The 19,717-nt window shown below is 55.2% G+C and carries 11 protein-coding genes; 9 read left to right on the top strand and 2 right to left on the bottom strand.

Going from position 1 to position 19,717, the window contains the following annotated elements:
- Positions 1–102 precede the first annotated feature (102 nt).
- Positions 103–1,623, bottom strand: coding sequence for an ABC transporter permease (locus QMO62_RS29525; protein WP_284646061.1), 1,521 nt, complete (start codon positions 1,621–1,623; stop codon positions 103–105).
- Between the two features lie 6 nt (positions 1,624–1,629).
- A complete protein-coding gene (locus tag QMO62_RS29520) occupies positions 1,630–2,994 on the bottom strand; it encodes an ABC transporter permease (protein WP_284646726.1) in 1,365 nt (454 codons plus the stop codon).
- A gap of 262 nt (positions 2,995–3,256) precedes the next feature.
- On the opposite strand from QMO62_RS29520, the gene QMO62_RS29515 reads away from it, so the two are divergent.
- The 9 genes from QMO62_RS29515 (at position 3,257) to QMO62_RS29475 (ending at position 19,715) form a co-directional block, all read left to right on the top strand.
- Positions 3,257–4,993 carry an ABC transporter ATP-binding protein gene (locus QMO62_RS29515; RefSeq protein ID WP_284646060.1) on the top strand — a complete coding sequence of 579 codons (1,737 nt, stop codon included), beginning with the start codon at positions 3,257–3,259 and terminating at the stop codon, positions 4,991–4,993.
- A 127-nt stretch (positions 4,994–5,120) separates the two neighbouring features.
- A complete protein-coding gene (locus QMO62_RS29510; RefSeq protein ID WP_284646059.1) occupies positions 5,121–6,203 on the top strand; it encodes a Gfo/Idh/MocA family protein in 1,083 nt (360 codons plus the stop codon).
- 2 nt (positions 6,204–6,205) lie between these two features.
- A complete protein-coding gene (locus QMO62_RS29505) occupies positions 6,206–7,231 on the top strand; it encodes an SGNH/GDSL hydrolase family protein (protein ID WP_284646058.1) in 1,026 nt (341 codons plus the stop codon).
- A 63-nt stretch (positions 7,232–7,294) separates the two neighbouring features.
- Positions 7,295–9,553 (top strand): helix-turn-helix domain-containing protein, encoded by a 2,259-nt coding sequence (locus tag QMO62_RS29500; RefSeq protein ID WP_284646057.1) that lies wholly within the window; start codon positions 7,295–7,297, stop codon positions 9,551–9,553.
- 179 nt (positions 9,554–9,732) lie between these two features.
- Positions 9,733–10,695, top strand: coding sequence for an ABC transporter permease (locus QMO62_RS29495; protein ID WP_284646056.1), 963 nt, complete (start codon positions 9,733–9,735; stop codon positions 10,693–10,695).
- Between the two features lie 19 nt (positions 10,696–10,714).
- Positions 10,715–11,590 carry a carbohydrate ABC transporter permease gene (locus tag QMO62_RS29490; RefSeq protein ID WP_284646055.1) on the top strand — a complete coding sequence of 292 codons (876 nt, stop codon included), beginning with the start codon at positions 10,715–10,717 and terminating at the stop codon, positions 11,588–11,590.
- 84 nt (positions 11,591–11,674) lie between these two features.
- Positions 11,675–13,312, top strand: coding sequence for an extracellular solute-binding protein (locus QMO62_RS29485; RefSeq protein WP_284646054.1), 1,638 nt, complete (start codon positions 11,675–11,677; stop codon positions 13,310–13,312).
- A gap of 63 nt (positions 13,313–13,375) precedes the next feature.
- Positions 13,376–14,647: an alpha-L-fucosidase gene (locus QMO62_RS29480; RefSeq protein WP_284646053.1), complete on the top strand. Its 1,272-nt coding sequence runs from the start codon at positions 13,376–13,378 to the stop codon at positions 14,645–14,647.
- A 136-nt stretch (positions 14,648–14,783) separates the two neighbouring features.
- Positions 14,784–19,715, top strand: a complete 4,932-nt coding sequence (locus QMO62_RS29475) for an Ig-like domain-containing protein (RefSeq protein WP_284646052.1) — start codon at positions 14,784–14,786, stop codon at positions 19,713–19,715.
- The last annotated feature ends 2 nt before the right edge of the window (positions 19,716–19,717 follow it).

Here is a 19,717-nt window from a genome sequence, read left to right as displayed (position 1 = left end):
CAATATAGCAGTAGTATCTATGAACGCACATTCATTCCTCATTCCTGCATGTTACGAAACGTAGAGGCTATGGAATTTGAATGAGGATTCTGTAAGTTACAGCTAGTCCAGCTTCGGATCCAGCGCATCCCGCAAGCCGTCTCCCAGAAAGTTGAAGGAGAGTACGAGAGCGATGATCGCAAGGCCGGGATAAATTGCCGTATAAGCATGGGTTTCGAGATAGGCGCTTCCTACCTTCAGAATGTTGCCCCACTCCGGAATGTGCGGCTCGACCCCTAGTCCGAGGTAGCTCAGGCTGCTGGTCGAGATGACGGCGGCGCCTAAGGTCAGCGTGGACTTGACGATCATGGGAGCCAGCGAGTTCGGCACGATATGCTTTAGTAAAATTTGAACATCCCCTGCGCCGAAGGCGCGTGCCGCCTGCACATATTCCAGCGTCGAGACGAGCAGGACATTCGCTCTCATCGTGCGTGCATAGGTCGGAATAGCCCCTATGCTCAGCGCCAGAATCAGATTGAACGTATTGGCGCCGAAGGCGGCGATAATCGCAATGGCCAGCAAAATCCCCGGTATGGCGTAAAGAATATCAAGGGCCCGCATAATCAGATTATCCGTACTTCGTCCGTAATAGCCGGATAGGGTTCCTAATGCGCCTCCGATCACCACCGGAATTAGAGTGGATACGATTCCCACAAAGAGCGAGATGCGGGCGCCGAAGACAATTCGCGAGAACAGGCAGCGGCCGAAGTTGTCCGTGCCGAGCGGGTAGACCATGCTTGGCGGCTGCAGGATGGCTCCGTAATTGTTATCTATGGCCATACCATAATCGAATGTGAAATAGCTGCACAGGGATATCGAGAGCAGAAAACCGATAAAGAACAGTCCCAGCATGGAGGTGGCGCTGCGAGAAAGCCGATCCATCGTTTCCTGCAGCTTCGCGCCGGCCAGTCCTTCCCGATTCCGGAGTTTGGAAATAAGCAAAATACTTAGCGCCAATGCAAATACATTCCCCGTAACCGAGGTGATCAGCAGCAAAGCGGCGACCCCGTATAACCATTGAGGCAAGGGGCGCTCATCGTCGTAAAACCGTGCTATCCCAAGAAGGGAAATCTGCTGGATGACCCCTGCCACAAGCAGGGCTGTCATGCCGGGAAGAAATCCGTTCGAAACATACGGCTTAAAAACATTCAAAGAGGATACGGCGAAAACAAACACCGTCGTTAGTAATGAATAAACGGCAAGGGTATATGCAGGGCTCTTTTTCTTCTTCACCAACTGCAATGCGGCACTGACCATGAATATATTAGCGGTCAGTAGGCTAAGGAGCAGTACATAGCCTAAACGCCGGGTCTTTTGGTTTATTGCTCCGTGACGGATCAAATCCCGGCGGATCTGCATCAGGACACCCAGCTGCAGCAGACCGAAGGCTGAATAAGTCAGGAACGCGATGAATACAGCGGGCTTGATCGTCAGATCCTGCCAGGTGAAGCTGCTTAGCAGCAGCACTAGCGAGAGCGCCAGAGTAGCGGCTGCGGCAAATCCCGCCTGCGAATAGTCGATGCTGGTTTTGAATCGAAAGTGTTGATCCTGTCTGGAAAGCGTAATGGATTGGGTCACATGCATCACCTGCTAGTATTGTTTCATTCGCGAGCGAATTCTTGGATCGATAAAGGCATACAAAATGTCGATGATCACGTTAACGATGGAGATGGTGATGGCGGTGTACACAACCCCGCCCATAATGCTGGGAATATCGGGAATGAACTGCTTGTCCACGATGTAGCTTCCAATTCCGTTAATATTGAAAACCTTCTCCGTTACCGCCGCCCCTCCGAGCATGGCACCGAACTGCAAGCCGATTACCGTAATAATCGGAATCAGTGCATTACCCACAGCATGCTTCCATAAGATTTGCGAGCGCGATAAACCTTTGGCACGGGCTGTCGTAATATAATCCTCGTTGATCACTTCCAGCGTAGAAGAACGCGTCATTCTGGCGACCGTCGCCATTAGGCCTGTACCCAGAACGACTACAGGCAGGATCATCGTGAGAGCATTCTGCGGATTATAGGTGGCGGGCAGCCACTGCAGCTTGATCGAGAAATTCAGGATCAATATCAAGCCCTGCCAAAAATTCGGGATCGACAAGCCGATCAGAGCCAGCAGCATGAAGGTGTAATCCCAGAAGGAATGAGGCCGAGTGGCTGAGATCAGCCCGATCGGCAGTGCGATCAGTACGGCGACGACTGTGGAGATGACCGCCAGCGTCAGCGTCACCGGAAATTTCTTGGCGATGGATGCCGTGACATCCTCGTTTCCTGCAAACGATTTTCCGAGGTCAAAGGTCACGATATCCCGAAACATATCCCACAGCTGTACGAGATAAGGCTGATCCAATCCATAGAGCTTGTTGAATGCTGCTATCTGCTCCGGTGTTGCCGTTTCGCCGATGATGTTGGCTGCCGGATTCATAGGTGATAAATAAAGAATAGTAAATACCAGAAAGGCGACGCCGAGGATGACGAAGATCGTCATGATCAGCCGCTCCCCGATGTATTTGAGATAAGGATTGGCAAACAGGAGCATTAGCAGATACATGCAGCACCCCGGGAGCAGCGAAAGCACCAGAAAAAGCGGATGCTTAATCAGCTCTGCGAACGTATCCGCATAGGTGATTCGGTCTTCCTGCCGATCATTCGCGTGATTGTGCAGCTTCTCTCTCCATTTGACCTCTGTGAGTCTTTCCGCTTCCCGATTCAGCTTTGACCATTCAACGGGTTGACCGAAAAACCGATGCTTGCGCTCAAGCTGCTCCTTCGTTTCCATCAGCAGTCGTTCCCGATAGCCGGCCGCGATCCATTCCTGCTCGAGCTTATACAGCATCTCGTTCGGTTTCCCCTTCCTCTTGCTGCGCAGAAAGGCGAAATAGACGGCCAGGTTCACCGGCGCTCCTGTGAGCAAGAGCAAGTAGCGATACGAGGGATGCTGCAGCATCTTCGAATACGTGTCCCCGAGCCGTTGAAGGAGCTGGGATTGTATGGTATGTCCAGTCACATTCGTATACCCCTTTACCTCTCATGCTTTATATTGTATTATTCCGATAGATATACTAGATTTTATTAGGCGTGTACCATTATGTCAATAGTTGGTCAAAACAATTTTTCGCTACGATTTGAAACTAGTGAAACATTATTTTAGTGTGCAAGCACTATGTGGCCGCTTAATCTCCCAAAAATTTATAGAACAGGTGAGCAGGATGACAAACATATTGGAAGTAGAGCAGCTGTCGGTATCCTTCTACTCTCGAGATAAGGAGGTGGAAGCGGTTCGCAATGTCAGCTTTGCTGTCCGCAAGGGAGAGACGTTAGGCATTGTCGGAGAGTCGGGCAGCGGCAAGAGCGTGACCGCGCGCACGATTATGAGGCTGCTCCCGACGCCTCCATCGGTGGTGAAAGGAGGAAGGGTGCTGTTCCAGGGGCAGAACCTGGCGGATAAGACGGACCGGGAGATGGAGCAGATTCGGGGACGGGAGATCGGCATGATTTTCCAGGACCCGATGTCCTCTCTGAACCCGACGATGCGAATCGGGCGGCAGATTGAGGAGAGCCTGATCAAGCATCGCAGGATGAGCGGGGAGGAAGCGCGCAAGGAGGCGATCGAGCTGCTGAAGCTGGTCGGCATTCCGAATGGCGAAGCCCGCTACGACCAATATCCGCACGAATTTTCCGGGGGGATGCGCCAAAGGGTGATGATCGCCATCGCACTCGCGTGCCGGCCTTCCTTGCTGATTGCCGATGAGCCGACGACCTCGCTGGATGTCACCATTCAGGCTCAGATTCTCCATCAATTGAAGGAAATTCAGCGTAAGCTAGGTACGTCCATCGTCCTGATCACGCATGATCTGGGGGTTGTGGCAGGGATGTGCGACAGAGTCGTGGTCATGAAGGACGGCGAGGTCGTGGAAACGGGTACGACGGAGGATATCTTCTACGCTCCGAAGCATCCTTATACGCTGCGCCTATTGAATGCTCTGCCGCGGCTAGACGAGAAGAAGAAGCCGAAGCCCGCTCCGGCCGTCCCCCGTTCACCGGATGTCCTTCCTCTGCTGGAGGTGCGGTCGCTCAAGCAGCATTTCAGCTTAGGTAAAGGGCAAATGCTCAAAGCCGTCAACGATATCAGCTTCAGCATTCGCGCTGGGGAGACGTTGGGCATGGTAGGGGAGTCGGGCTGCGGCAAATCTACGACGGGAAGGACCATTCTGCGGCTCAACGAAGCGACGGGAGGCGAAGTGCTGTTTAAGGGGATACCGCTGAATCGGCTGAACCGCAGCGAGATGAAGATCATGCGCCGCCATATGCAGATGATCTTCCAGGATCCGTACGCCTCGCTCAATCCCCGGCTGAGGGTTGTCGACATCATAGGCGAGGCACTCGATCTTCACAAGATGACGAGCAGCAAGCTTGAGCGGCAGCGGCGGGTGGAGGAGCTGCTCGAGCTGGTCGGGCTCAGCGCATCGCATGCGGGCCGCTACCCTCACGAATTCTCGGGAGGACAGCGGCAGCGGATAGGCATTGCGCGGGCGCTGGCGGTCGAGCCGGAGTTTATCGTATGCGACGAGCCGCTTTCGGCTTTGGACGTATCCATTCAGGCCCAGATCGTCCGGCTGCTGGAGGAGCTGCAGCAGCGGCTCGGGCTGACGTATTTGTTTATCGCCCACGACCTCTCGATGGTGAAGCATATCAGCGATCGCGTAGCGGTCATGTACAAGGGCAAGATTGTCGAGCTCGCGGAGAGCGAGGAGCTGTACGCAAACCCGCTGCATCCGTATACCAAGACGCTGCTGTCGTCGATCCCCGTGCCCGATCCGGCCGTGGAATCCCGCAAAGCATTCGTGCCTCCCGCAGATCCGAATGCGGCGGATCCGTACGGGCTGGAGCGGTCCCGGTTCGTTGAGGTACAGTCCGGCCACTGGCTTGCCGTAGCCGGAGATTAACCCGCTCCTTACCGCCTTTTTTGCCATATACGAGAAAAGTGAATATTGCCTCAGCCCCCTCGCTTCCCTATGGTATAGCTATCTGTACGGCTGTACAGCATTCATGAAGCGGAGGGGACGAACAACGATGAGTGGCAAAAAATTGAAAGCAGGTATTATTGGAGCAGGGAATATATTCAGATCGGCCCACGCCCCGGCACTGGAGAATCACCCGGAGGTGGAGCTGACGGCTCTTTGCGACACGAATTCGGAGCGGGCGTTGCAGCGGGCTGCAGAGCTTGGGATTCAGCACGTATATAGCGATTATAATGAGCTGCTGGAGGCGCATCCGGGCCTTGATTTCGTTGATATTTGTACGCCGAATGCCTACCACAGCGAAATTTCCGTAGCGGCACTGGAGCGGGGTATCCATGTTTTCTGTGAAAAACCGGATGCCGTAACGCCGCAGGAAGCCGCCAAGATGGCTGCGGCTGCCGAGCGCAGCGGTAAAATTCTAATGGCGATGCGGAACAACCGGTTCCGTCCGGCGGTTCAGTTCCTAAAGAAATATATATCCGAAGGACATGCCGGAGAAATTTATACAGGCCGATGTGGCTGGGTTCGCCGCCGCGGCATTCCCGGCAAGGGCGGCTGGTTTACCACGAAGTCGTTATCGGGAGGCGGTCCGCTCATTGATTTGGGCGTACATTTTATCGACGTTGCCATTTGGCTGATGGGCGCTCCTCGCCCTGTCTCGGTTACGGGTGCTGCCTATACCAAGTTTGCCGGATCCTCGATCAGCGACTCGGAGCATAGTCAATTTGGAGAAAGCAAGGATGAAGGCACCTTTGACGTGGAGGACCTGGCCACCGGCTTTATCCGCTTCGACAACGGAGCAACGCTGCAGATTGAGTTCAGCTGGGCCTCCAATGTCGAGGAGGAAATGAACTTCGTTGAGCTTCGAGGTACGGGGGCCGGACTCAGCTACCGCCGCGGCGAAGCTAAAGTCTTCACCGAGGTGGCGGGAACGTTGGTTGATCTGCTTCCGCGGCTGCCGAAGGATAACGTCGGGCATACACCGCATCTGCACCATTTTATCGACTGCATTCAAGGCAGAGCCGTACCGGTGAATTCGCCGCAGGACGGCGTAGATATGATCAATATTCTTTCGGCCTTGTACGAATCGGCTAGAACGGGCTCTGAGGTCAAGCTGAGTCCACAGGGAGAATAAGGATGAGCCTAAAGATTGATGAGCTTCACTTTCACAATGTCGCCGCGCTGGAGGGGTACGCGGGTGGCTATCATCTGTGCCGCTTTCCTCAGGAGGTAAGGCACACGCTGGGAGAACGGGGCCGATTCATTGCCGAGGAATCGACCGGCTGTGAGATCAGGTTCGTCACCCCGGCCCCGAATGTCCGGATCACCCTGCAGCTCCCTAATAACGAAGGGGAGGTCGCGGTGTATAAGGGAGGCATTCTTCATTCCATGCATCGCCTGCAGGCGGGCTTACCCACTACGCTCCACCTGGAGGAGCCCCCTCGCTTGAGCATGATACCGCGGGAGCAGCTGCTGGAGAGCGGCTTCGCACCGGAGGTATGGCGCATCATCTTCGGCCGGGCGAATGCCGTGCTGCTGCGTCTGAACACGTTCGGGCATCCCGTACGGCCGCCGAAGCCCGAGGAGACGCCTCGCCTGCGCTGGCTGGCCTACGGCTCCTCCATCACGCACGGCCTGATGACGTATCCGCTCTCCTACGTGGATCAAGCGGCCCGCCGCCTGCAGGCGGACGTTTCCAACAAAGGAATGAGCGGCTCGTGCCTGTGCGAGAAGGAGATGGCGGATTTCCTCGCCGAGCGTCAGGACTGGGACGTGATTACACTGGAGCTTGGAGTGAATATGCGGGATCAATTCACCCCGGAGGCGTTCGCCGAACGGACGGAGTATCTCTTGAAGCAGGTTGCCATGCGGCATCCGAAGAAGCCGATTTTCGTCATTACGATTTATCCTAACTTCGCTACGCAAGCGGATACGGTCGCGGGAGAACGGGAGAGACGTTATAATGACATATTGCAGGAGCAAGTGAAGGCTTTGCAGCACCCGCATGTGTACCTGCTGGACGGCTCGTCCGTGATGATGGACTATTCGAGCCTCTCCGCCGATATGATCCATCCGGGCTCCTACGGCCACATGCGGATGGGAGAGCGGCTGGCCGCCTTGATGAAGCCGGTGCTGGAACATTATTGCTTGCGGGAAAGGTAGGCATTTCCGAGCGAATCCTTTACAATGAAAGAACCTCACAACACGCTATAGGAGAGATGCGTTTTGCAAAAAAAGTGGTTGTATCGTTTTATTTTATCCTACCTTCCGATTTTTTTTGCGGTCATCTTCTGCTTGATGCTGTTGTTCTTTCTTGGTGTCAACGAGCTGACGAAGAAGCAATCCCTGAAGACGTATGAGGTGTATTCCCAGCAGGTCATGCATATTGTCGATTCCACGCTGCAGAATATCGATACGCTCGCCAGTAAAAATTTACTGCTGCATCCTAAGATTGCAGCTTATTTCGAACAAACGGGGGAGCAATCCCCCTATTCGTATTATGGGGTTACCGAGGTGCTGCTCGACTTCGTGGCGCCGCTGCCGATGATCGATTCCGTTTATTTGTACCGTGCGACGGACGGCAAGGTGCTGCTGCAGCATTTCTCATCGGAAATCAAGGATTTCGGGGACCGTGACTTTATCGAGCGGGCAATGAAATCATCGAAGCCGATGCTGTGGAGCGGTGTAAGAAATTTGTCGTTGTACGATTCCGATGACCGCCAGAAGACGATTGTCTCTTTAGTTAAAAAAATGCCCTATTATTCCGGCGCTCAAGGCCTGATTGTCATCAACGTGCGCTCCAGCTCGCTCCAGGCGCTCGTGAAGGAGATGTACGACAACGGCACCGGGACCGCTTGTCTGATGGATGCCGGCGGCAGCAGCTTCGAAGGGGCGGCGCGGCCATGCGGCCCGCAGGCGCCGGCGGCGGAGAAGGGCAGCGTGGTGCTGGCTTCCCCGTATTCCGGCTGGAAGCTGTATATGAGTATGCAGCATCACAGTGTATTCGCTTTTCTCTCCACCTTCTCGTACATATGGTTCGTCCTCGGACTCATAGCGATTGTCGGCGGGGTCGGAGCGATGACGTATATCAGCCACCGGCAGTATCGTCCGATCGATCAGGTCGTCAGCCGGATTCAGTCCTTCACGGAGCAAAAGAAAGGGTATGTCGACCGAACGGATGTCAAGGACGAATTTGCCTTTATCGACCATGCCCTGGTGAATCTGATCGAGCAATCAAACCGGTTCGAGGAACAGCAGGCCGAAGGAATGATCTACCGCAGATCGCAGCTGTTCAAGGAGCTGATGGAGGGGACGCGGCCGATCTCCAAAGAGGAGCTTCACAGGGAGTCCGCTTTGCTCGGGATCGAGGCGCCCTTCGATTACGCAGCCACCGCTATTGTAGAGATGGATGCGTATGCCCGGTTCATCTCCGAATATTCAGCTCGGGATCAGCTGCTTTTCAAGTTTACCCTGCGCAGCGCGATTCAGGAAATCGCCGAGGAAGAGGAGGAGTTCCTCTGGACGGAGTGGGTCACTCCGAGCCGGCTCGGATTGTTCTACCGGAAGGCGGGCAGCGGCGGCGAGAGACGGATGATCGTGAAGATCACCGAGATGGCGGAGCGGGCTCGAGCTTGGGTGGAACAGTACCTGAAGTTTACGATCACATTCGGCATCGGGGGAACCGTCAGGGAACCGCATCAAGTCCATCTGTCCTATCGGCAGGCGGAGAAGGCGCTGGAGCGCAAAATCTCGCTGGGCCCGAATAGGGTCATCGTCTATGACCCGCAGTGGGGCTCGTTAGCCGAAGGCTCCGGCGTGGATACCTTAATGCAGGAGCTGCAGGAGGCGGCCCAGCTGTTCCGTCTCGGCAACCCGGATTGGGAGCTTCTGCTGCGGCAGGCGTTTCAGGCCTTATCCACGGGTATTTACTCCCGCGAAGACGTCACCGGCCTGATTCGCCTGTTCAAGGCGCAGCTGAAGCGGGAGATGCAGGAGCTGCCGCAGGAGCTGCAGGAGGTATGGAGGGCTGACGGCCTCCGGCGCATCCATGATTTACCTGAGGATCCGGAATGGGTGGAGGAGACTCGAAGCTACCTGTACGAGGCGCTGGGCGAGGTCGACCGGCAGCTCCGCGGGCTTCGAATGGGCCGGGAGCAGTATACTCTGGCCGCTCAGGTGCGTGAATATATTATGGAGCATTACACCGACAGCGAGCTGTCCCTTGCCCAGATCAGCGATACCTTCGACATGAATCAGAAGACGTTAAGCCGTATTTTTAAAGAGGAGTTCGGCGAGAAGTTTGTCGATTACCTGGCCAAGGTACGGGTGGAGCAGGCCAAACGGCTGCTGCTCGAGACGTCGGAGCCGGTGCAGGCGATCGCCGAGAAAGTTGGATATTTGTATCCGATGTCGTTTATACGGGTATTTAAGAAGGTGGAGGGCACGACTCCGGGGGATTACCGAAAGGAGAACGGCCCTGAATGAGATCACGTCCGGCCGAGGCGAAAAGCCTTGCTGCCGGGCGTTTTTTTGTTTGTTCGAAGCGGCAGGAGGTATACGAGAAAGATGAATATTGCCGGATAGCGGCTTCGGAGGGTAAGGTGAGTTCAGCAAGGCGAACCGAATCGGTCGCCGATACTAAACAGCCGGAAGGAGGTACACACATGAATAACCAACAAGCATGGGATGCGGGTCTTCAAGAGAAGAAGCTCTCGGCGCAGCGCCGGTCCCTTTGGAACAACAGACGATTCCGTCAGAACGTACCGCTCTGGCTGATGTTTTTGCCGGTTGCCGTGTTCTATATTTTGTTCAAGTACACCCCGATGCTGGGACTGGTGATTGCATTTAAGAACTACACGTTCTACGAGGGCATCTGGGGCAGCCAGTGGGTCGGGTTCGATAATTTCACCAATTTGTTCACGCAGGCACAATCGGTCCAAATCATCCGAAATACGCTGGTGCTCAGTATCTTATCGGTGTTTGTCGGGTTTCCGTTTCCGATCGCGCTGGCGATTATGATGAACGAGGTCCGAAAGACTTGGTTCAAACGCACGGTGCAAACGCTCGTCTACTTGCCTCACTTCTTCTCCTGGGTTGTCGTCGGAGGGATTGTGCTCACGCTCTTCTCCCAAGGGGGCATGCTGAATGAGCTCGTAGCAAAGCTGCTCGGCGAGCCTTATGCCTTCCTGTTCCATGAGTGGTCCTGGATCTCGATCTTCCTCGGTTCGGGCATCTGGAAGGAAGCGGGCTTCAGCGCGATCATCTACTTGGCCGCGCTGACGGTCATCGACCCGAGCTTATACGAAGCGGCGAGCATCGACGGCGCCGGCAAATGGAAGCAGATGTGGCACGTCACGCTGCCGGGCCTCAGTCCGACGATTATCGTCATGCTCATCCTGGCCATGGGACGGGTGATGGAGGTCGGCTTCGATCAGGTCTACGTGCTGCAGAACTCGATTGTCGCCAACATTTCGGAGGTCATCAGCACCTTCATTTATCAGGCGGGCTTGCAGGGAGGACAATTTAGTCTGACCGCTGCACTCGGCTTGTTCGAATCCGTCGTCGGGCTGGTGCTGGTCGTAATTACCAATGCCATTGCCAGACGCTTTAACAAAGAGCTGTGGTGAGAGGAGGGCAAACAAACGCATGCGCACTTCATTTTCCGAAAAAATATTTTACGGCGTGAACTACTTCCTGCTGGCCGTTGCCGGTCTAGTATGCTTCCTGCCGCTCCTTCACTTGGCTTCCCTGTCGCTGAGCGGCAAGGACCCGGTCATGTCCGGGTACGTCACCCTGTGGCCCTTGGAATTCACATTAGAGTCTTACGAGATGCTGTTCAAAGGCACTCCAGTTGTCCGCGCCTTTACCAATAACGTCATAATCACGGTTGTCGGCGTCGTGCTCAGCATGATTTTCACGATATTCGCGGCTCATCCGTTATCCCGCAAGGCGTTTTACGGCCGTCGCTTCATCACTTTGGCCATTGTGTTTACCATGCTGTTCCAAGGCGGTCTCATCCCGACGTACCTTGTGATTAAGCAGCTCGGGTTAATCGATTCCTACGGCGCTTTGTGGTTCCCTGGCCTTGTCAGCACCTTCAATATGCTGATCATGCGGAGCTTCTTCGAGAATATCCCCGAGGAGCTCGATGAAGCGGCGCGTATGGACGGCTGCGGCGAGTGGAGACTGCTGCTGCGGATCATTCTCCCGCTGTCGCTGCCGATGCTCGCGACCATTGCCTTATTTTACGGCGTGCAATATTGGAATTCGTTCTTCAACGTGCTCATCTACTTGAACAGCCCGGAGAAGTATAACTTGACCGTGCTCATTCAGCAGATGGTTCGAAGCCAGTCGATTCTGCAGGAGATCAACGCCATGAACCAGCAGGAAATTCCGAATATTACGCCGGAGGGCATGAAGGCGGCGGGTATTATGGTCATCATTCTTCCTATGCTCGTCGTTTATCCGCTGCTGCAAAAGTATTTCGTTAAAGGGGTGATGATCGGCGCGGTGAAAGGGTAGCTGCCTTCAGAAGGACCGAAGCAAGTTCGGAAAGTGCAAGCGGGTCGATCCATCATGTACAATGAATAGGGAGGTCGAAATTTCATGAAAAAAAGAAACTGGAAGCGCTCTTCCAGCGCGATACTAGCGCTTTCGCTCATTGCGGCAGGCTGTGGCGGTAATGGAGCAGGCAAGACCGACGATACGAAGAATGCGGCGGAGGAGCCCGCGAAGCGCGGTTCGATTACGGTATCGCTGTACGATCGGGGAACGGTTCCCGCGGATGAAGGAACGATGGATAACAACCGCTGGACGAAGTGGGTTAACGAGAACGGCCCCGCCGATGTGAAGTATGTGACGGTGCCGCGCTTCGAATCGCTGCAGAAATTCAACGTGATGTTCGCGTCGGGATCGGCGCCCGATCTCATTCTCGAATTCGATACGGCCTATCAGGGACAATTATACAGTCAGAAGCAGCTGATGCCGCTGGACGATTTGATTGCCAAGCACAGCAAGGAATATAAGCAAATGCTGGAGAAATATCCGGCTATTAAGAAAGCGGGAACGATGCCGGACGGCAAAATGTACCTGCTCGGTCGTCCGATGAATTTCGGGCCCCAGCATTACTTGTTCATCCGCGCCGACTGGCTTAAGAAGCTGAACCTGAAAGCGCCTACGACACCGGAGGAGCTCCTCGAGGTCGCTAAGGTGTTCGCGGCGAAGGATCCGGACGGCAACGGAAAGGCGGATACGCAGGGGATCGGGCTTAGCTTTGTATCCGGCATCATTTTGAACAATATGTTCGGGACCAACTTCACGCTGTTCGGTACCGGACAGTACCCCTGGATCGTAGAGAACGGCAAGGTCGTGCATGATTGGGACCGCTTGAAGGCGGCGCTTGAATTCCAGAAGCAAATCTATGACGCCGGTATTGCGGATAAGGATTTCGTGACGGATAAAAACGGCGAGAAGCAGAAGCAAGCCTGGATTACGGGCAAACTCGGCATCTACGGCGGTAACGGGGCGGATGTGAAGATTTATGAAGCGCTGAAGAAAAATGTGCCGGAGGCCGAAATCATCCCGATTGAGCTTCCGAAGACCTCCTTCGGCCATTACAGCCCGCTTCTGTCGACGCCGATCCAAATGACCGGAATGGTCAACGCAGCGGCGAAGGATCCGGTGTCGGTCATCAAGATGATCGACTTCATGTCCAGCGAGAAGTATTACAATACGATTCAAAACGGGCTCGAGGGCGTCCATCATAAGCTAAGCGCCAACGGCTGTCCTGAACCGATCGATGCGGAGAAGAACAAGAAGGAGCTCGGCTATGCAGGGGATATGAATATGCTCGCGCCTTTGCTTGGCAAGTGCTTCGGCTTGGAGAACAAAGTGAACCCTACTCCGGCGGAGAAGGATATGGTTCAGATTATCAATATGGCCAAGAAGGCTTATATGGACCCGGCGAAGCCTATGGCCGGCATTACTCATAGCAGCTATTTGCCGAACCTGCCGCAGGAGCTCGCTCCGATCAACGCCAACGCCAACAAAACGATCATTGACCTTGCGGTCAAAGCGATCGTGAGCGGCAAATCCTATACGGTCGATCAGTTCGTGCAGGAGGCGAAGGCAACCTGGGAGAAGGCCGGCGGAGCGAAGGTGGACGATTTCTACGGCAAGTGGTACGACGAGAACAAAGACAAAGCCATCCTGATGAAGGATCTGTATCAGATGGGCGGCCAATAATTCCGTAGGAAAGCGCCTCTTGCACGGGGCGCTTTCCGCTTACTAACGAAGGGAGAGTATACTATGATTCGCCGATTTCACGATGCCCGCGACCGGTTCTTCGACCTCCGGTTCGGGATGTTTATCCACTGGGGACTTTACGCCATCCCCGCATGGCACGAACAATTGCTCTGGCGCGGCCGGACGACACGCGCGGAATACGAGCAGCTGATTCAACAGTTCGATCCGCAGCGGTTTGATCCGGAGGAATGGCTGGATGCGGCGCAGGAGGCCGGAATGCAGTACGTCTGCTTCACGACGAAGCATCATGACGGCTTCTGTATGTGGGATACGAAGCAGACCGACTATAACATCATGAATACGCCTTACGGTAAGGATACGCTGGCGATGCTTGCGGAAGCGTGCCGCAAGAGAGGCATGCCGTTAAGCTTGTATTATTCCTGCCCGGATTGGCATCATCCGAATTATCCGAACCTTGGCAGGCATCATGAGATGTTCGGTCCGCGCCCGGGGGACGAGCCGAATCTGGAACGGTACTATGAATATGTTGAGGAGCAGATTCGGGAGCTGCTGACGGGTTACGGACCGATCTATCAATGGTTCTGGGACGTGAATGTGGCCGAGTATCATAATCCTGCGATCAACGAGCTGATCCGTTCGCTGCAGCCGGGCATTCTCATCAATAACCGGGGTCCCGGCGAGGGCGATTACAGCACACCGGAGCGGCATGTCCCGGAGGGAGGCATTTTCCGTACGCCGACGGAGGCCTGCCAGTCACTGGGTCGAGAGAGCTGGGGATATCGTGAGGGGGAGGACTATTACAGCCACAAGTTTCTAATGCAGAGCATGGATAAAATTCTTGCTATGGGCGGCAACTATTTGCTGAATGTCGGCCCGCGGGCGGACGGTACGCTCGATCCGGTTCATGTGGAGACGCTGCGTGCGCTAGGCTCCTGGTATCGATCGGTGAAGGAAGCCTTCACGGATGCCCAGCCTGCCTCTTATATGGGGGGAAGAGACGAAATCATCGGCTCCGATGAGGTGCATAGTGTCGTAGCCCGGGATCATGTGCTGCTTACCCGAAAGGGCAATCATCTTTACGTGCATGTATATAAAGATCTGCAGGGCGACTGTATCGTTCTAAGGCCGCTGGACCGACAGCCGAAACGAGCGGTGCTGCTGAACAACGGACAGGAGCTGGAGACGAGTGTGGAGCTTCTGCCCTGGTATTGGAAGGAAAAGCCGTATCTTCGCATCAAGCGGGTGCCCGTTAATGAAATGACCGGAACCGTAATGGTCATCCGGCTGGAATTTGACGATGCCATCGCGGAATAAGCGATATACAGGAAAATTGGATATTGAATTTGCCGGATTTCGAGCCTTATGCTGGGCACAAATTGAAAGGGGTGAAATCATGTATTCATTGTTTACCAGGTCAAGGTTTGTATGCGTTTTCTTAGTTTTCACTTTAATGCTAGGCTCGCTGACACCCTCCGCGGCGTCTTCCGTCTTCGCCGCTGCAGGAGGCGATCTGCTGGCCGACACCTTCGATACGGCGACGCTTGGCCAGAGGCCGCCGGGATGGTCCGGCAATCCGCCGGCTGCGGTCGAACCGGCACCGAATCCTTACGTCGCCAAGGCGGTCGTCGAGGAGCTTCAGGGACACCCGGGCCGGCTGCTGCATACTCAGAAGAACGCGAAGTCCGTATCAACGTACCAGCTCGAGCGTAAACTGACCGCGTCTGCAACAGCCAAGAGCGTTCTCACGTATCAGGTGCGGCCGGAGCAAGGAGACGCCGTCATCTACCTGCCGTCGCCCAAGAGCGGAACGGTGGTATTGGCCAAGTTCGCCTTCAACAACGGGCATTTCGCCTATATGAAGAAGGGCGCTTCGGCCTGGACCAACATTACGCCCTACAGCGGCGGGGTATGGTATGATGTGAAGCTTGCGCTGAATGCCGAGACCGACACCTTCGATCTGTACATTAACGGCGAGCTTAAGCTGGCGCAAGAACCGATGGCGGAGGGAGAAGCGCTGACGTCCTTCTATCTCGGTATCTATAAGGACAGCATCGGCCGCGTCTACTTTGATGAGTTCCATGCTTATTCGTATAAGCCTGCTCTTAGCGCCTCGTTCCAGGAAGCGGGCTACTCGGTGGCTGCAGGAGCCAGTCTGCCGTTGACGCTTGTTTATGATCCCGTTGATGCGACGAATCAAACGGCCGCATGGACCTCGGATAACCCGGCCGTTGCGACCGTAAGCTCGAGCGGGGTGGTTACCGGCATCAAAACTGGAACCGCTGTCATTACGGCTGCGCCGCTCGAGAATCTGCCACCTGTCAGCACCACCGTGACGGTCAATGAGGTTCCGGTAACCGGCATCTCTCTTGCTCCGTTGACCTCCAGCGTTCCGGCAGGGTCCCGCGTATTCCTTCAGGCGACCGTCGTTCCGGACAACAGTACGAACAAAAAGCTGACATGGGGAACGAATGATCCGCAGGTGGCTGCCGTAGATCAATACGGCGAATTAACGGGTGTTGGTGCCGGCACCACCAAAGTGTATGCACTAAGCGCGGACGGCTCGGTCCGCGGGGAGACGACCGTCACCGTCACAGCGCGCACCATTCAGCACCAGCTTTATGTATCGCCAAACGGCCAGGACACAAATCCGGGAACGATCGAGGCACCGTTCCGTACGATCACAAGAGCCAAGTCGGCGGTGCGTGAGCTGAACGCCGCGATGACCGGCGATATTGTCGTCAATCTGCGCGGGGGAACGTACACGCTGCAGGATACGGTTCAGTTGGATCCGAACGATTCCGGGAAGAACGGGCACTTCGTCACCTACCGCAGCTATCCGGGCGAGCAGGCGGTGATCAGCGGAGGACGCGCCGTAACCGGCTGGGTAGAGCATGATCCGGCTAAGGGAATCTACAAGGCGGCTGTGGGTCCCGGCTTCCAGACAAGGCAGCTCTTTGTGGACGGGGTTCGCGCCGTACGGGCACGCAGCGAAGGGGGATTGACCAACCCGGTCAAGACGGCCACCGGTTATGTCTCTGAGGATACGTTCCTGGCCGGCTGGAGGAACCCTGCCGATTTGGAATTTGTATTTAACGAGATTTGGACGAATCCGCGGGCGGGCGTCGCTTCGATTTCGGCTGCGGACGGGAAAGCCGTTATTACAATGGAGGAGCCCGGCTGGACCGCCGTCGCCAATAAGGGGATGACGTCCGCCACGGTTCCTGTTCATTACGAGAATGCTTATGAACTGCTGGACCATGCGGGAGAATGGTATTTGGATTCCGCCGAGGGGATGCTGTACTACAAGCCGCGCGCATGGGAGCAGCTGTCTAAGGCTGCTGTCATTGCTCCTGTACTTGAGAAGCTGATCACGATACAAGGGATTTCCGCCGATCAGCCGGTCCGCAACGTGCAATTCGAAGGGCTGCATTTCATGTACACGACCTGGATGCGTCCGAGCACAAGCCTGGGCCATGCCGATGCCCAGAATAACTACCTTCGTTACCCGGGTACTCCGGATGAGCTGGCGGACGCGGCGATTATGATTCAGCTGGCGAATTCCGTGAACTTCGAACGGAATCATTTTGCCAAGCTGGGGATTACGGCGCTTCGCATGGATAACGGCGTGCAGAACAGCCTTGTCCGCGGGAATGAATTCTATGATATCTCCGGAGGCGCGATCAATGTAGGCTCACCGAATTCGAATGATCGCGAGGTATTCAACCCGGCCGATCACCGTAAAGTGATGAAGAACAACGATATTGTGAATAATCTGATCCATGATATCGGAGTGGACTATAAGTCCGCCGCGGCCATCTCCGCCGGCTATCCCGAGGATATGGACATCAGCCATAATGAGATTTACAACATTCCCTACAGCGGAACGCATATCGGCTACGGATGGGCTAAGGCCTTCGATCCGATTACCCGCAATGTCAAAATTCAAAATAACCTGATTTATGACCTGATGGGTATGGGACTTCGTGACGGCGGAGCGATTTACAGCCTGGGGGTAACCGGTGCGACACCTGAGAATAAGAACCTGGTGTCGGGCAACTATATCCGCAACCAGATGGATGCCAACGGTGCCTTGTACGCCGATGAAGCCTCAGCTTACTGGCGTTACGAGAATAACGTCATTGATCTGAAGGAGTCGCCGCCATGGCATTCGCCTAAGCGCTGGGCGCTGGTATGGACACAAACGATCCATGATTTGGACTTCTATAATAACTATACGACCGGCGAGGCTTATACGAATTCCGGTGTCAACGTGACCTTCGAAAATACGCATTCGTATCCAGACGCGAACTGGCCGAGCGAGGCTCGCGCCATTATCGACAATGCGGGATTGCAGCCGGATTATCGCTTCCTGTCGGAGGGCAAGGTAAGCCGTTGGTCGTCCGAGGCAGTGAATATTGCCGTCGGTGGAAGCGCAGCCATGAAGCTGTTCTCGAAGAACGGCAAGGATCAGACGGTAACGCAGGAGCAGAGCCGTATCTATTACTCCACGGTCAATCCGTCGATTGCCGTAGTGGATGAGCAGGGTGCCGTGAAGGGCGTTTCTGTCGGCAGCACCAAGGTTCGGGCGCATATTGTGAACGGTTCCCTGCTGAGGACGGTGGAAGCGGATGTATTTGTCGGCGATACGCTGGCTGAAATACGCTTGGACGATCAAGTAGGGAAGGTAGTCTATGTAGAGGAGGGCACTTCCGTGTCGCTCTCCGGGTACGGGAGCACCGCCTTCGGGAACAAGATCGGATTAGACTCGATTACTTATCGGTCCAGTGAGCCGTCGATTGCTTCCGTGGCGGAGGGGGGGATACTGACTGCGCATCAAGCGGGCTCGACGGTGCTTACCATGGAAGCCGATTTCCTTGGCAACAGAACCGTAAGCCATGTACTCCTCAAAGTATGGAATCACGAGAGCTCTTCCGATTACGCTATGCGTTATGAGTTTGGCGATGCGGACAACTGGTATGTTAGCTCTACCGGCAATGGCACCAAGCAAACGACCGGCGGGCAGATCACCGTGGGCACACCCGGCGGTCATGCGATCTACCAAGGCAGAACGTATCGGAACGAGCTGCTCGATTTTAACCTTAAGATCAATGGAACCGGCAGCTGGTACGCCCTGATGTTCGGCAATCAGGATATGGAGAAGGGATATAGCAACGGCAGCTCTTATCTGGTAACCATCAGCTCCGGCGCTCTGGAGCTGCAGCGGTTTAATGAAGGCGCGCGGACGGTCATCTACGGCAATATCGCAGGACATACCAGCATCGGCGGCGATGCCGTTCCGAACACGATGCTTCCGCTGGGTGAGGAGCACCGGGTTCAGCTGGGCTCCTTCGAGGAAGCGGGCGGCGTTCGCCTAATCATGAAGGTGGACGGCAACGAGGTCTTTAACTTCCTGGATACGACCGCTAAGGCACTGAAGGGCCCCGGTTATTTCGGTCTTGTTTCCCGTACCGGAAGCATGACGCTTGGTCCTAGTGGTCTAGGGCCGGCACCTGTCGTAGGAATCGCAATGGAGGGACTCAGCGGTGAATTGAAGGCCGGCGAAGTGCGTACGTCGGTGGCGAAGGCTGTTTATGACAACGGCTTCAGCGGCTTGATCCATAATGTGGCATGGGTCAGCAGCCAGCCTGAGACGTTATCCGTTGACCCCGGCGGCGTTGTAACGGCACTGCGTCCGGGATCGGCGATCCTTAGAGCCTCCAATGGCTCGGTTCAAGGCACATATCCGGTAACGGTGCTGCCGTCTCCCGACCGGAAGGCTCCAGTAACTACGGACAATGCGCCGGAGAGCTGGTCGGCTTCGGATGTAACGGTACAGCTGCGGGCAACGGATGACGAATCCGGTGTGGCGGCTACCTATTACACGGTGAATGACGGTCAGCCTGTCGCGGGAACGGCCGTGAAGCTGACCGAGGAGGGCATCCATACGCTTCGCTACTGGAGCGTTGACAAGGCAGGCAATCAAGAAACCGTGCATACCAAGCTTGTACGTATTGACCGAACGGCCCCGACGCTGCAGGTAACGCTGTCCGAATCGGTGCTGTTCCCGGCTAATCATCGGATGGTTTCCGTAACAGCCTCTACCTATGCCCAGGACCGGTTCACAAGCGATGTGAAGGTAACTCTTCTTTCGGTCGTCAGCAATGAGCTGGATGAAGGTCTCGGTGACGGCGATACGGCGGGCGATATTCAAGGAGCGGAAGCAGGCACGGCTGATTTTGAATTTTTGCTTCGTGCGGAAAGGAGTGGCAAGGGTTCAGGTAGAATGTATACGGTAACCTACCTCGCATCGGATGAAGCAGGAAATCACACCACTGCTTCTGCTATTGTCACTGTTCCGCATTCGTCCTCCGGGAAAAAATAGGT

The organism is Paenibacillus silviterrae (assembly GCF_030167925.1).
GTDB lineage: Bacteria > Bacillota > Bacilli > Paenibacillales > NBRC-103111 > Paenibacillus_G > Paenibacillus_G silviterrae.
The sequence above is the reverse complement of the archived record's forward strand: the minus strand, read 5'-3'. Positions and strand labels throughout refer to the sequence as shown.